At 65.9% G+C, this 14,537-nt stretch carries 7 protein-coding genes; 1 reads left to right on the top strand and 6 read right to left on the bottom strand.

The genetic code is table 11. The features are described 5' to 3' along the window. Positions 1-400 precede the first annotated feature (400 nt). From dapA to RAM15_RS01765, 6 genes are all read right to left on the bottom strand, one after another. Complete coding sequence (dapA, locus tag RAM15_RS01790; protein ID WP_306221805.1) at positions 401-1,306, bottom strand: 4-hydroxy-tetrahydrodipicolinate synthase; 906 nt, start codon at positions 1,304-1,306, stop codon at positions 401-403. Positions 1,307-1,346: 40 nt separating this feature from the next. After that, positions 1,347-2,084 carry a 4-hydroxy-tetrahydrodipicolinate reductase gene (dapB, locus tag RAM15_RS01785; protein WP_306221804.1) on the bottom strand — a complete coding sequence of 246 codons (738 nt, stop codon included), beginning with the start codon at positions 2,082-2,084 and terminating at the stop codon, positions 1,347-1,349. A 29-nt stretch (positions 2,085-2,113) separates the two neighbouring features. Continuing rightward, positions 2,114-3,421: an MFS transporter gene (locus tag RAM15_RS01780; RefSeq protein ID WP_306221803.1), complete on the bottom strand. Its 1,308-nt coding sequence runs from the start codon at positions 3,419-3,421 to the stop codon at positions 2,114-2,116. After that, positions 3,408-4,148, bottom strand: coding sequence for a GNAT family N-acetyltransferase (locus tag RAM15_RS01775; protein WP_306221802.1), 741 nt, complete (start codon positions 4,146-4,148; stop codon positions 3,408-3,410). Before RAM15_RS01775 ends, RAM15_RS01780 begins: the two co-directional genes overlap by 14 nt. A 127-nt stretch (positions 4,149-4,275) precedes the next feature. Then, the gene (locus RAM15_RS01770) at positions 4,276-8,316 is read right to left on the bottom strand and encodes an ATP-dependent DNA helicase (RefSeq protein ID WP_306221801.1); all 4,041 of its coding nucleotides are present in this window, start codon (positions 8,314-8,316) and stop codon (positions 4,276-4,278) included. Continuing rightward, positions 8,313-12,803 carry a PD-(D/E)XK nuclease family protein gene (locus RAM15_RS01765; protein ID WP_306221800.1) on the bottom strand — a complete coding sequence of 1,497 codons (4,491 nt, stop codon included), beginning with the start codon at positions 12,801-12,803 and terminating at the stop codon, positions 8,313-8,315. Before RAM15_RS01765 ends, RAM15_RS01770 begins: the two co-directional genes overlap by 4 nt. A gap of 171 nt (positions 12,804-12,974) precedes the next feature. Here RAM15_RS01765 and RAM15_RS01760 point away from each other — a divergent pair, with 171 nt between their 5' ends. Then, positions 12,975-14,531: a serine/threonine protein kinase gene (locus RAM15_RS01760; RefSeq protein ID WP_306221799.1), complete on the top strand. Its 1,557-nt coding sequence runs from the start codon at positions 12,975-12,977 to the stop codon at positions 14,529-14,531. Positions 14,532-14,537: the final 6 nt, after the last annotated feature.

The following is a 14,537-nucleotide window of genomic DNA, read 5'->3' as shown; positions in this document are numbered from 1 at the left end:
CCGACACCACCTTTATTCTGATTATAGACCTGAGGCTTTAAGGCATCGACCTCGTCTTTGACCACGGATCGGATTTCACAAGAAACGAATTTCAACCTCTTCGAAACCGGCAGGATGCCGTTCTATTTACCCAGCATCATCGAAAAGTGGGAAACCAAATAACCACCTTGTTGCATAAGGTCACCCAAAAGCCTCAGCTTTGGAATAATTCAAGCCCTATTGAAAGACTCTTACCCACAACCTTCAAGCCGAACACTGCTGAACATCCCCCGGCACAGACCCCCCTTGCCTTAACAGCCGGCGGGAGCGGCCAACAACCAGTAACGGTTTACTCCCACCTGCTGTACCCGGTGGACGTGGCTGGAGAAGGGGCAATAGCGCTATTGCTTTTAGGAGTAATTCAGATCAGTCCAGCAGCCTTCATGCCCTTACGGGCAAGAGCCACCTGATCCTCATCGGGACCCAGATTGGGCAGCCTCATGGCGGTCTGATCCAGTCTTCCGGCTGCCTTCAGAGCAGCCTTGGCCATGACGGCCTGCTGACCCTGGCCATTCAGAGTCTGGACCAGCGGATCCAGACGTGCAGCCAAATTCCTTGCGCCATCCAGGTCACCGGCATCGAATTCATCGGCCAGGCGCTTCATAGGCCCGGAGGCTACATGGGCGATCACCGAAATGATGCCTACCGCGCCCAGGGCCAGGAAGGGCAGATAGAGGCCATCGTCACCTGAATACCAGGTCAGGCCGGTCTCCTGGCGCTTGCGGGGCATGGAGGCCAGGTCGCCTGTGGCATCCTTGACGGCTGTTACCCCGTCCAGCTCGGCCAGCCGCCGGTAGGTGTCCAGCTCGACGTGCAGTCCGGTCCGTCCAGGCACATCGTAGAGAATAATCGGTCGCTGAGCCGACTGGCAGACCGAGCGGAAGTGGGCCACCACCCCATCCTGGGAGGGCCGCGAATAGTAGGGCATGACCACCAGCAGGGCATCGGCCCCGGCCTCCTGGGTCATCTCCACCATCCGTACCGTGTGCGCGGTGTCGTTGGATCCCGCTCCGGAGATGACAGGCACTTCGACGGCATCCTTGACGGCCCTGACCAGGTTGACCTTCTCCTCCATGTGGGTGACGGGAGACTCGCCTGTGGTGCCGTTGACCAGGATGCCGTCAGCCCCATCGGCCACCAGGGTCCGGGCCAGATTGGCGGCAGCCTCGTAATCAACGGATCCGTCTTTATTCATAGGCGTGATCATGGCGGGGATCACCCGGCCAAACGGGGCAGGAGGAAGCAGATGGACACCAGTCTCAGTCATATCTTCACGCTACTTGCAGAAGGGGACGCTCTTGCGGATATCAGAACAGATAGTGATCCAGGCCCACGGTCAGTCCGGGAATGCTCCCGGCACGGCGCACGGCCAGGAGGACTCCGGGCATGAAGGAGACACGCTCGAAGCTGTCTGCGCGGATGGTCAGCTGCTCGCCGGGGTTGCCCATGAGGATCTCCTCGTGCGCATTGAGTCCCCGCAGCCGGACGGCGTGGACATGGACACCGTCAACCACCCGGCCCCTGGAAGCATCAGCCTGCTGGGTCGCGTCGGGCATGGGACCCATGCCAGCCTGACGGCGGGCCTCGGCGATGGCGGAAGCGGTCCCCAGAGCCGTGCCGGAAGGGGCATCGACCTTGTCAGGATGGTGCAGCTCGACCACCTCGGCCGACTCGAAGTAGCGGGCAGCCATGGCTGCGAACCGGTCGGCCAGCACTGCGGAGATGGCGAAGTTGGGGGCGATGAAGACGCTGAGCCCGGGATGGCCGTCCAGAGCCTGCCTGACCTGGTCCAGACGCTCCTTGGTCCAGCCGGTGGTGCCTATGACGGAGTGAACCCCCTGCCCTATCAGGGTCAGGGTATTGGCCAGGACGGCATCGGGGCTGGTGAAGTCGACCGCCACATCCGTGTTGCTCGGATTGATGGACGACGGATCGTCATCCGGCCCCAGCAGCAGGGCCGTCTGCATATCCTGCGCGCCCTTCAGAGCACGCACCACCTCGGTTCCCATGCGTCCGCCTGCGCCCAGCACCGATACGCGGATCATCGGCTGCCTCCTTCTCGACTGTTCATTCACTATGCATTTTCGGTCTTTTCCACGACCATACCCCTCCTGCGGCTCCTGGCCCAGCCCAGCAGGGCCAGAGGAACAGCGCAGCAGGTGACCACCGCGGGGATGGTCATGCCGCCGTGGGGCCCGAACTGATCCAGGGCGACTCCGGCCAGGGTTGATCCCAAGGATGTGCCGATGGATCCGCCTGTGGACAGCCAGGAGAGGCCCTCGGTCAGGGCCCGGGCATCCACGTTCTCGCGCACGATCAGGTTGCCGGTGGCGAAGATGGGCGAGACGCACAGGCCGGTCAGCACCTCGGCCAGACCCAGCAGGACCAGGTTGTCCATGACCAGGCGGAAGACCACGTAGCCCAGGGTCAGCAGCACCAGGAAGGTCGTCAGATAGCGCCAGCGGGATCCTTTGAGCTTGACCGAGCCGAAGATCAGCGCCCCACACAGGGACCCCAGGGCGAACAGGGCCAGCTGCAGGCCTACCGCACCCTCGCGGCCCATGGACTTGGTCAGGGCGGTCACCGAGACGTCCACCGCCGAGAAGCTCATGTTGAAGACGACGAAGATCACCACCAGCAGGAGGATGCCCGGATAGACCAGAGCCGAGCGCGAGCCCTGGTGGCCGTCAGTGTCACCTGGCAGAACGGTTCCGTGGGCGTCCACCGGGGAATGATCCGCTGGCGACTGGTCGACGGCCTCCATGCGAACGACGGCCGGGGGCTCGGTGGAACGCATGGCGAAGAAGGTCAGTCCGCCAACCAGCAGGGCCAGAGCGGGCAGGTAGAGCTGGGAGACCGGGCTGACCGAGGTGGCCAGGTAGGCGGAGAGGATAGGCCCCAGGATGAAGACGCACTCGTCCAGACCTGACTCCAGGGCGTAGGCGGTGTTGAGCAGATTGGTCTTGTCATCGCGCAGCACCCAGGCCCAGCGGGTGCGCACCAGGGCTCCGAAGGCGAACTGGGTCAGGCCCATCAGGGCCGCCAGCACAAAGAGCACTCCCAAGGGAACCCGGCGCATGGCTCCCACCGCAAATCCCAGTATGGCCAGAGCCTGCACGATCAGGGCGGTCACTCCAACCCGACGCTGGCCGAACCGGTCGAACAGACGAGCGTAGAAGGGGGTGACCAGGGCCGCGCAGAGCGTGTAGACGGCGCTCATCAGCCCGGCCGAGGTCCAGTTGTCATAGATGTTGTTCAGGGCCAGTACGATGCCCAGACCCATCATGCCCAGGGGCAGGCGGGCCAGGACGGCCGACAGGCAGAAACCGGCGGCGCCCGGGTAGGTGAACAGGCGCAGGAAGGGGGATTTAGCGGCCGCCATGATCACCGTCCTTGCCCAGCTGGTCGCTCACACGGCCTCCGTAAATGAAGATGTCGTCGATTCCCTCGAAGAACTGCGGGTCGTCGGAGGGGTCGCGCCCGGCGAAGGCCGCATGGTCCCGCCCCTTGAGCTCAGCCAACCGCTCCATGCCCTTGTGGTCGTAGAAGCCCACGTCGCAGGAGGAATCCGTATGCAGGTAGAAGCGCTCGATACCCGCCTGGTCCAGATGCTCCAGGGTGTCCCGCCACAGGGAACCGCCCACGCCGCGTCCCCGGGCACGGCTGGAGACCAGGAAGAGCCTCAATTCAGCCTGGGGCGGGACCGCCAGGCCGCACTGCTCCTCCAGCCTGACCTCGGTCAGCTGCCACTGGCGGGCCCGGTCCAGGGTCTGGGCGCCCAAGGTTGTGGCAGACAGCTGTTGGTCCACTCGCTCCAGCTCGTCTTGGGCCTGGGGGAAGCACAGTTCGCCAACCCCCTCGGCCAGCAGGGTCACCCCCAGAAAGTCCTGCCCATCGACAGCTATCCGGGCCCTGGTGGTACCCACCAGGTAGTGCAGGATGAAGTGGGCGGCGCTCAGCCGGGACACGGTGCCCTCGGGATCCTCCTGCACCTTCCAAGTAGCGTCAAAAGTCCCCACCAGGTCGGGCATGTCCGCCCAGACCATGGGTCGTATTTCCACACTCCCCCTCCGCCGGGAGGCCTGGTCGTGAATACTGGACGTAGTCATCTGTCTCATTGCTCCATTCGGGCGTGCCCGGCCCCATGCCGGCCTTTGGCCGTCTGCCGATCGCCTGCTGTTCATGATTACTGATGCGCGGCACCCATCGCCTTATCCGGCGGGGTCTGCCGCAGACTCAGTCCTCGTCCGACTGCTCGGGTATGCCCTCGGCCAGGGATGCGAGAATTTCTTCTTCGGTCCTGGCACGGGCCCTGATGAGTCGATCCTGGGGCCGGTCTTCGCTTACATAATAAAGGCAGGCGTCGATGGTCGACAGGCCGATACCCTCCAAGCGTGACAGGAGCAGCCGGTAGAAGTCCAGCTGGACCAGACGGCGGTTGGTCGACTCCTCACCGCGCGGCCGGGCTCCGGTCTTCCAGTCCACGATGGTGTAACGCAGATCCGTTCGATCTGGGTCCAGTCCGCCTGCGAAGACGGCATCCAGCTTGCCCTTGACGATTTGGCCTGCCAGCACCGCCACGATGGGCCGTTCCACCCAGACGGGGGTGCGCTGGGCCCAGTCAGACTCAGCCAGCCGCTGCTCCCAGGTCAGCAGACGGGCCTGCACGGGATCGGCCTGGGAATCCAGGGACTCCCGCTCCTGGTCAAGCCTGGCCAGCATGCGGGCCCGCTCAGCCATGGCCCCGGGACCCAGCGGACCATCGAGCAGATTCGGCGCTTCCGCCTGATCGGGCAGGTCCACCAGTCCTTCAGGGGCGGAGACATCGGGCAGGATGAAGCGTCTGGCCCAGTCGTGGAAGCGGGTGCCCGCCTCAGCCTGCGGGGAGGCCACCTGAGGTATGGGTCTGACCAGCCCCTGCCAGTAATCCCTCTCCATCTTGGGGTCGTCCCCTGCCGAACCAGCCTGGATTGCGGTGACGCTGCTAGCCCCATGCCCCAGGATCCGTCGGCCGGTGCGCCGCAGCAGATCCAGATCCGTGAGCAGCTGGTCATCAGCGACACCCAGACGACCCGTGCTGACCTGCAGGACGCGGACCGCATTGGCGTAGAGCCCGTCATCGCCCTCCTGATCAACTGCGGGGTCGCCTGGTTCCCCGGCGCGCACCCAGGCGGCCGAGCGATCCAGGGCTTCACGGGTACGCGCATTCAGCATCGGAGGCCAGAGCGCCTGATCCCGTTCGCCGTCGCGGGCGGCGACCTGATCCACCTCTTTCAGAGCACGGTCGACAATGGCCTGGCGGTAGGACTGGGCGTTCTCACCGACAAAGAGCCCCAAGGGCGGCGTTGGCTGGCCCTCCTGCGCATCCTCTGCCTGTTCCAGCTTGACCGCATCGGGCTCTTCCTGGAAAAGCTCCGCCAGCTCGGTCCAGAAGTTGGAGGCCTTATCCGGGTCCGGAGCCGGTGTGTTCAGGGCCGCAGACTCCGCCTGGGAATCCTGGCTGAAGGTCATCAGCAGGTCATGTCGGGCCCTGGTCGCCGCCACATAGATCAGCCGCCGCTCGTCGTCCAGCAGCCGACGGCCGTACTGTTCGCGCTGAGAGGGGACTATGGCATCGGCCCGGACCGGGCGCGCCTGGTCATCCAGCCCGCTCTCCCGAGACAGGCCCATGGCCTCCTCCTCCAGGCCCGCCAGATCCAGCCGACCCAGCAGGTCTTCAGGGTCAGCGCCCAAGGGGGCATCGTGAGGAAAGCGGGGCAGAATCATGGCATCAGCCCGCACCGGCACCGGCACGGACTCGGGATCGACCAGCCAGGTACGGGCCGTGCAGTCGTACTGGTAGACCGGGCCATCCGGGGATTGGACCACCGGCCGGTCCGAGGCGGGCTTGACCGTGAGCCGGTCGCCCTGGCTGCTGGGGAAGGCTCCACGCTTGAGCCCGACAACCGCCACGGCATCCCACTCCAGACCCTTGGCCTGGTGGACGGTCATCAGGGCCACATCGGCATGGCGGTCGTCCCCGTCAGCAGGCATTTCGGGACTCTGGTCCAGGGATGACAGCCAGGAGACGAACCCGCGCAGGCTGGGCCCCAGGCCTTGGGGCAGCTCGGACAGGTAGACATCCACCTGATCCAGCAGGGCTTGGATGCCCATCTTGGCCTGGCTGGGCTCCAGAGGATGTCCAGGATTGGCCAGGGAGCGGGCCAGCACCAGGTCCACGTCCAGATCCAGGGCGCGGATGGCGGCGATGACCACCTGACGCAGGGGGGCCGAGGACTCGGCCTGGACCTGGCAAATGACCCGGGCGGCCTCGGCGGCCAGGGCCCGCCCTCTAACAGAGAGCCCGGAACTCTTCAAGAGGTCTGGCAGGTCGTCGCGCAGGAGCAAATCCACCAGGAAAACGTCGTTGGGAACCTGGTCACGGTAACGGTGCAGATCCTCGCGACGGCGGCGCGGATCAGGGTCGGACTCGACCAGGCCGGCCCTAACCAGGGCCCGGTACTGGCTGTCCTCATTGACCTTGGCGGCCAGGGAGGCCAGAGCGCTCAGGTCGGCCGCGTCCATGCCGAACCGGGCCGAGGCCAGCAGACGCATCAGAGAATCGCTGTCGGTGTGGTCACAGATCAGAGAGAGCAGAGCCCGCAGATCCATGACCTCGGGTCGATCAAAGAGGGAGGAGTACCCGACGACCTGGCAGCTCAGCCCTGCAGCCTCCAGGGCCTCGCGGTACCTGGGCAGGGCGGCCTTGGAGCGGAAGAGAACAGCCACGTGCGGCGCGTCACCCTGATTGCCATAGAGCTCGCGCGCCTTGAGGGCGAACCTGACCACCCCATCGATCTCCTGGCCGCCGGTGCTGTAGCCCAGGAGGCCCACGGTACCCGGGTCGGCATCCTCACGGGGACGGAGCCTGGCCACGTCCACCTCGCGCAGTTCAGCTTCGGACCGGCTCTCCTGGCCCCGATGGCGCAGGGGGACGGTCAGCTGGTTGGCGGCCTTGAGCACCCAGCTGGAGTTGCGGAAGGTGCGTGACAGGGTCAGCGGGTCCTGGTCCTGCGAGCGCCCAAAGGCGGTCACGCCAGACAGAGGACCGCCGCCGGAGGCGGGCCGGTCAGCCAGCATGCCGAACTGGGCCTGGAAGGTGCGGAAGGCCCCGGGACTGGCCCCGCGCCAGGCATAGATGGACTGGAAGGGGTCGCCCACGGCGGTCACAGCGGATCTGCCGGGCGCCTGGTCCGCACTCCCCTGATCCTCCTGTCGATTTTGCGGATGGAAGATGGCCGCTAGAAGCAGAGCCTGGGTGGTGGAGGTGTCCTGGTATTCGTCCAGAAAAACGTGACTGTAGCGGCGCCGCAGCTGGGCGCTGATGGAGGGGAAACGCTCGACCAGCTGGAAGGCGGCCAGGGTGAAGTCGCCGAACTCGGCCATGTTGGCCTGCCGCTTGGCCCGCTGGTAGTCCTGGACCAGGGTCAGCAGCTTCTCGCGTGTCAGAACCGCCCGTCGCATGGCATCCACCCGGTAGAGGCGAATGCTCTGCCGCTTGTCTTGGAAGGCCTTGATTTTGCCTTGATAGTGCTCGTCGGTCTCCTTCTTGCTGCGCTTGGGCGGCGTCCCGCTGGGTTTGGTCTCGGCGGCCGGCACGGGCTGGTCGCCGATGAGCTGGTCCGCTCGATCCACAAAGGCGCGGTCCCAGGCGCGGATCCGCTCCACCGCCTGATCGAAATCAGGGCAGTCGCTGCTGATCATGGAGGTGGTCACCGCCCCGGTCAGGGCCAGGACCCGGTTGACGGTGGTCGAGAAGGTCGCAGAGCCCAGGTCGTCGGAGTCGCCCTCCTGCGCCGAGGAACCAGCGGGAAAGATCAGATCCAGATGGTCGGCGACCACCTGGGAGGCCAGCTGGTAGGCCCCTGCCGAACTCAGTGGACGGGTGTCCTGGTCCATGCCCACCAGCAAGCCATACTGGCGCACGATGGACTGGAAGAAGGCATCATAGGTGGACACGGTCGGCTTGAGGAAGTTGCGTTCGGGATCCACGGTCGGGGCGCCTCTGCCCTGGTCGCGTCGGATGACCGCAGCCCCCACCCTGGACTGGAGCTCGGAGGCGGCCTTGCGGGTGAAGGTCAGCCCCAGGATCTGCTCGGAGGGCACTCCCCGGCGGATCAGGGCGATGATCCGGCTGGTCATGGTCATGGTCTTGCCCGAGCCGGCGCCGGCCACCACCAGAAGATCCTCATTGACATCCGCATCGACAATGGCGGACTGTTCGGCAGTCTGCTTCATTCCTGATCCTCCAGTAGATTGGGCGCCACCAGTTGCCATGCCTGGCATTCCTGGCCATTGCCGGCCCGATGGCAACGGGCCGGGTCGAAGACCGCGTCATCCAGGCCAGCCGCCAGTTTGACCCCGGCAGCGAAGAAGACCCTGGCTATCATGGTCAGCCCCCATACAGCCTGGGAGGAGACCCTGGCGGCTCGGACCATGGCCCACAGGTCCGCATCCACCCCAGGCGGCACCTGATCAGGCAGATCCGCAGGCTCGGCCTTGGACTTGAGCGGGGAGGGCATGCCGGTTCTGGGCTGAGCGATGGTGACCAGCCTGTCACCCTCGAACAGGGGCGGCTGATAGGCCATCTCCTCCCGGCGCAGGCCCGTTTGCGCATCCTTGGGCGGAGCCTGCAGCTGCAGGAGCAGGGACTGGCTCAGCTTCATCCCCTCGGTCCTCTCCAGATCGGGTGCCTGGGGCGAGCTCCAGGCCGCCCCCACCTCCGGGCTGCTGCCGGGCGTGGGCGGGAAGGCCAGTCCCAGCTGATAGCAGACCAGCTGCAGGTCGTTGAAGAGCTGCCCCTGGGTATAGGGGACCCTGCCGGTCTTGTAGTCCACCAGCCGCAGACGGATGCCCTCGGGCAGGGACCTGACCTCCAGACGGTCGATGCGGCCGGTCAGCCTGACCGTCGTCCTGGCATCCAGGGCTGCGGGGAAGCCGTCGACCAGGCCTGACATCAGGGCAAAGAGCCCGTCGGCATCCAAAGGCCTGTCAGGGAAGGTGGCTTTCCAAAGAGGGACCAGGTCCTCTACGGACAGGCTGACGTCGAAGGAACGCTCGCTCTGGACCCCCAGCAGGTCGCCGACCGGGACCGGGCTCTTGCCCTCCAGGCCGTATTCGGAATCCGATGAGCGGACGAAATAAGAGGCCAGGTTGTCCAGGATGGGCCCCACCCTGCTGCTGCGACCGCGCTGGTCATAGAGTTCGTCAGGGTCCCGCAGGCGCTGTTCCTGAGGAGCCAGATCCTGGTAGATGTCCAGGAGCGCATCCCGCACCTGCTGCTGGCGGGCGTCAGGATCACCCTGGCCGGGACGGTCCAGACCCTGGGCCGTGCCCTCACTGGCCACCTTGTGAATCAGGGATCCGAACTCCGTGGGCACCCTTGACGGGGAGGGGCCGGAGAACTGGTCACCCAGGGCCCACTCCAGTGGGCAGTTCCAGATGGCATCGACCGCTGAGGGCGAAAGAAGGACCACCTGGCGGTCGAACCGGTGCTCATGGCGGTGCTCACGACCCTGGTCACGGTTTTGCGTTTGATCCGCCTGCCCGGTTTGATGGACGGAAGCATGTGCAGAACGAGGGGCATGGTCCCTTTCAGTAACCGATGCGACACCTGTGGCGGCGCCCACAGCCCTTGACTCGGCGGCCTGTGCAGTATGAACTTCTTCCGCCGAGGCCGGTTCAGCAGCACCCTCCTGGTCATGGTCATAGAGGAAAGGCCAATGCCGGGGATCGGCAGAATCCTGGCCCTGATCGGCCAGCAGCCGCAGAGCTTGCACGGCATCGTCCACTCGCTCACGGTCGACTCGATCTTCCGGGAGCAGCGCCTGGACAGCCAGGATGGACCGGGCGGCCGCCGTCAGGCCCCTAGCAGACACCTCCAGCCCCCCGTAGCGCTCACTGCCGCCTGAGCCAGCGCCGACCATGCTGAACTCGGCCTGGCTCATATCTGCAGTGCGCGGATAACGTTCAGGCAGATAGCCGTAGAGGAAGTCCGAAGGAACCAGGTCATCGTTCCAGACCGCGCTGATGCGTACCTGGGTCCGGGCCCGGGTCAGCGCCTCCAGAAAACCCTTCTTCTCGGCGTAGAGGATGGAGCGCAGGGCAGGATCGTGGCTGAGCGTGTCCGCCAGGGGGTCGCCGATGCGGTCGTGCAGGACCAGATCGGCCAGCTCCTCGGCCCCGAACATGGTGTCGCGGGGAATCAGATTGGGCCAGACCCCGTCCTGGACGGCGGGCAGCCAGACCAGAGGCCAGTCAGTGGCCAGGGCCGCGGCCCCGGCGGGTGTGGTCAGGGTGACGGCGTGCTCGATGGGCCCGATCCGCGCCAGTGAGTCGGCCTCGATCTGCATGGTGCGCACCTGGTCCATGAAGGCCTCGACCGTGGGGAAACGACGGGAGCCAGCCGCGTACTGGAAGAGCCGCATAAGCGCGTCCAGACGGTCATTGGCCTCCTCACCCTCCTGGGTGGCCATCAAGGCCCGCCGCTGCCAGTCGTCGGCCAGGTCCAGGCTCCGCCAGGCCTCCCAGAGCACGTATTGGGGCTGACGGTCCTCCAGGGCGCTGATGCGTGTGGCCGTCAGGCGCAGAACCTGCAGGGCCTTGTCCAGGACCTGAACGTCAGGATCCTCACGGCGACCTCCTGCGATGGCGGTCATGGCCTCCAGAATGATTCCCGAGGATCGGTCATCCGGGTCCAGCACCAGCAGGGTCTCCAAGGCCTGAACCGACAGAATTGCTGGCTGTTGACCATCCCGGTCTCCCAGATCCACCGGCTGGTCTGGGGCCGAGGCGGCGGAGAAGGGACCAGACCCGTCCCCTGGCTCGACGGAATCGTGCCTGGTCAACAGGGAGTCATCGACGCTGATGCCGGATGAACGGTCCCTTTGAGCCCGCCGCTCGGCCAGGTCCTCGACCCAGGTCTGCCAGGCCTGTCCCAGGAGTGGCAGGTCCTCCAAGGAGCCCGCTGAGTCCGGGTCGCTCCCCTGCTGGTCGGACAGGGGGGCCAATGCAGCCATGGTCTCCATGATGGACTCCAGGCGTTCCATCCTGACGGGACGCTCTTGACGAGCGGCGGTTGCGGGAACCCGGAAGAGCGGGCCAGCCATCAGGGTGCGCAGGCGCGAACGGATCCAGGCTGCCACCTGGGCGGGATCGTCCGGGGCGCTTCCGGCAACACCAGGGTCCAGCACCGATTGGGCCAGCTCGACCAGGGCGAAGAGCCCCTGGATGGCGGGCTCCTGGCTGAGCGGACGGGTAACCGAGGAGAAGCGCACCGGCACGCCCTGAACGCGCAGCTTGCGGCCCAGGTTGCGCAGGGTCATGTTGTCGTGGGCGATGACGGCCATGTCGTTCCAGTCACGATCGTTGGCCAGAAACTCATGCTTGATCTGCCAAACCAGGTCATCGTCCTCCTGGTCAGGGGTGTGGAAGAGCCTGGTCTGCACGCTGCCGTCGCAGATAAGGCTGTCACCGGCGGCCAGGGGCGCCACCGGGCCGGCGCCGGGCCAGGCGGGCAGCTTGCCGGGTCTGTCGGGCAGAGGGGTGTCGCTCTCCTCAACCCCGGCGATGCCCAGGCTGACCCTGGCAGCCACCAGATCGGCGTAGGAGCCCTGGACGCTTTTGGCATGCTCTGCGGCCGCTTCAGGAACCACCATCCTCCGGGGTTTCAGGGTCACGGTGGCGGCGCCCAGGCAGGCGAAATCCTGGGCCAGCAGGGGGGCGGCGGCACCTGGCATGGGCTTGGACAAGGCCGTCAGGCGAGTGGCCAGAAACTCAGGATAGGAGCCGCGGAAGGACTGGACCGACTGATTGGGGTTGCCCACCAGAAGGAGTCGGCAGCCAGCCTGGTTCAAGCCCTGCAAGAGGCCCATCCCGGCCAGGGTGATGTCCTGCCAGTCGTCCACGACCAGCAGGTCAGGCAGGTCGTCATCAGCCAGCCCGCCTAGGGTGCGGGAAGCTTCGACCATGAGCATGGAGGGGTCCAGACGGAATTCGTCCGGGTAGCTCTCGGTGATGCTCTGGCGATACTCATCTTCCAGGGCGAAAGCCAGCCGCCACTGCAGGCCCAGCCGGTCGCGACGGTCAGGGTCCATGGGCTGTACGGCCAAGGCATCCAGAAGCTGGTCCCGGTCACCCCTGTCCAGGCCTAATTCCGTCATGCGGGCGAACATGTCCCGCAGCTGGGCGATGAACCTGTCGGCGACCCCTACGACCCGTCCTTGACCGTCGCCAACCAGGACGGCCGACCAGCCTGCCCCGTTGCGGAAGTAGCGTTCCAGGAGTCGGCAGACCGCACAGTCATCCCCGGCCTGTACATGCTCCAGATGGACGGTCATGACCTGCCTGAGCAGGGCATCCTCCTCGGCACCGTTAAGCAGTCTGGGCAGGAGCGGATCGTGGCCCCCCTGGGCCAGCCGGGACCGTGTCAGCAGACGGAAGGCCAGGGCCTGCAGGGTGCCCACAGGCCGGGTGCGGTCGGACCTGCCCCGCTCCAGAATGACCTGGCGGCTGACCTGGTCGGCCGCGGTCCTACCTGATACGGCCATGCTGGCACCATCGCCGAACTGCTCCATGCCAGCCAGCAGGGCCCGGGTGGCCAGCCTGGTCTTGCCGCTGCGGGGGGGGCCAGCCACCACCAGGGCCCGGGTGGGCCGACCCTCCTCGTTCCGGAGCCGATCGCCGATAAGGGCGCGGACCGGTTCCATGGCCTCTTGCGGATCCACCGGTGGCTGCTTGCTCATAACTACAAGAATAGGAGTCGGCATGGTCCATCTGCAGGCCCCGGAACCCACTGGTCCTGAACCCCGCAGGAGGCTCAAAGGAAGCCTGATCGGGAGCGGCGTGCTGTTATCGTGGATTACAGTTCTCAGGCAGTCCCCCGGAGGTGATGTCCCTTGCAGCAGAATGGTTCCCAGGCCTGGCGCCCGGGTGCGGTTCCAGCCATGGACCAGGCGCCGGCGCTGCCCGGGCTGCGGCTCCTGCGACCCCTTGATCTGGGAGGCACCGCCGCCGTCTACCTGTACGAGCAGGAGGGGCTCAACCGACCTGTGGCGGTCAAGGCGGCCCTCCAAGGCAGCATGGACCAGCAGACCCATCAGCTCTTTCTGCGCGAGGCCAAGACCCTGGCCAAGCTCTCCACCCACCCCTGCATCCTGAGCATCCACCAGGCGCTGGTCAGCGATGACGGACGGGATTGCCTGGTGCTCGAATACGCTCCGGGCGGCAGCTGCAAGACCATCATGCTCAAGGGGGGCATGGACCAGGAAGGCGTACTGGACCTGGGAGTGCGCATGGCTTCGGCCCTCTGCTGCGCCCATGAACGCGGGATCCTGCACCGGGACGTCAAACCCAGCAACTTTCTGATCACCGACCAGGGCCTGCCCGTCCTGGCCGACTTCGGCATCTCCTCTGGCATCTATGGAGGCGAACGGGCCGGCGGGCTTTCCATACCCTGGGCGGCCCCGGAGGTCCTGGCCAATCGCTCGGGAGGGTCCGAGGCCAGCGACATCTACTCCCTGGGCGCCTCGCTCTTCGGCATGCTGGCCGGCCGCTCCCCCTACGAGTACGCCTACCGGGCCAGGGATGAGGATCACCTGGCCCAGCTGATCCTGACAGCGGAAACCCCGGTTCTGCACATGGGTGAGGCCTCCCCTATGCTGGCTACGGTTCTGGAGAAGGCCATGGCCCATGACCGGGACGACCGCTACTACTCGGCGCTGGAGTTCGGCCGCGCCCTGCAGGAGGTCCAGCAGCAGCTCTACGGCCATGCGACGCCCTTCATCGGCGAGGGAATCGCCCCCTATCCGCAGGGAGATGCACGCTCGCACGCCCATACCGGAGCCATGTCAGGCCGGACAAAAAGCAAGGAGTCCGTTCACTCCTGGACCGGGACTGGGGTCAGCTCAAAATCGCGCCTGCAACAAGACAGGGAGGCGGCGGCTAACCATGAAGGCAGCCAGGCTAGGCGGTTTCCTGGCGGCCGCCGCCGTGTGATTCTTCTGGCGCTGATCCTCGCTGCCATCCTGGCCGTTGCCCTGGTCTGGGCCTTGGTTGTCGGCCTGCCAAACGGATCCGAGCGAGGTTCACAGCCGACTGCAGGTTCCTCCCAGATCCAAACCCAGCAGGCGCAGTCCCCGGACCCGACGGATTCGAGCGACCCTCATGACCTGCAGGAGGGCTCAGTTCCCTCGCCCACCCAGGGTCAGGGCCGCTACCAGGGCACCACGGCAGTTTTCGCTTGGGCCAATCCCGACCCCAAACCGGGAGACAGCTATGTTTGGCATCCCTTGGGCCAGGGCGGCGCCGAAGATCGTGGCCGCAGCGTACAGACCCGACAGCCGACCGCCCGCATCGACGATCCGCAGGGGGGCCAGACCTGCATCAGCGTCACCCTGGTGCGGGCCGACCGGAGCATGTCCCAGGAACCGACCATTATCTGCGCCGTTCAGTGAACCCTC

It is taken from the genome of Bifidobacterium asteroides, from assembly GCF_030758775.1.
Taxonomy (GTDB): Bacteria; Actinomycetota; Actinomycetes; order Actinomycetales; family Bifidobacteriaceae; genus Bombiscardovia; species Bombiscardovia kimbladii.
Note: the sequence above shows the minus strand (reverse complement) of the source record. Positions and strands in the feature narration are given on the sequence as shown.

Bases quoted from the DNA above. Each gene is read 5' to 3' on its own strand.
- dapA (WP_306221805.1), bottom strand. From the start codon at position 1,306: ATGACTGAGACTGGTGTCCATCTGCTTCCTCCTGCCCCGTTTGGCCGG.
- dapB (WP_306221804.1), bottom strand. From the start codon at position 2,084: ATGATCCGCGTATCGGTGCTGGGCGCAGGCGGACGCATGGGAACCGAG.
- RAM15_RS01780 (WP_306221803.1), bottom strand. From the start codon at position 3,421: ATGGCGGCCGCTAAATCCCCCTTCCTGCGCCTGTTCACCTACCCGGGC.
- RAM15_RS01775 (WP_306221802.1), bottom strand. From the start codon at position 4,148: ATGACTACGTCCAGTATTCACGACCAGGCCTCCCGGCGGAGGGGGAGT.
- RAM15_RS01770 (WP_306221801.1), bottom strand. From the start codon at position 8,316: ATGAAGCAGACTGCCGAACAGTCCGCCATTGTCGATGCGGATGTCAAT.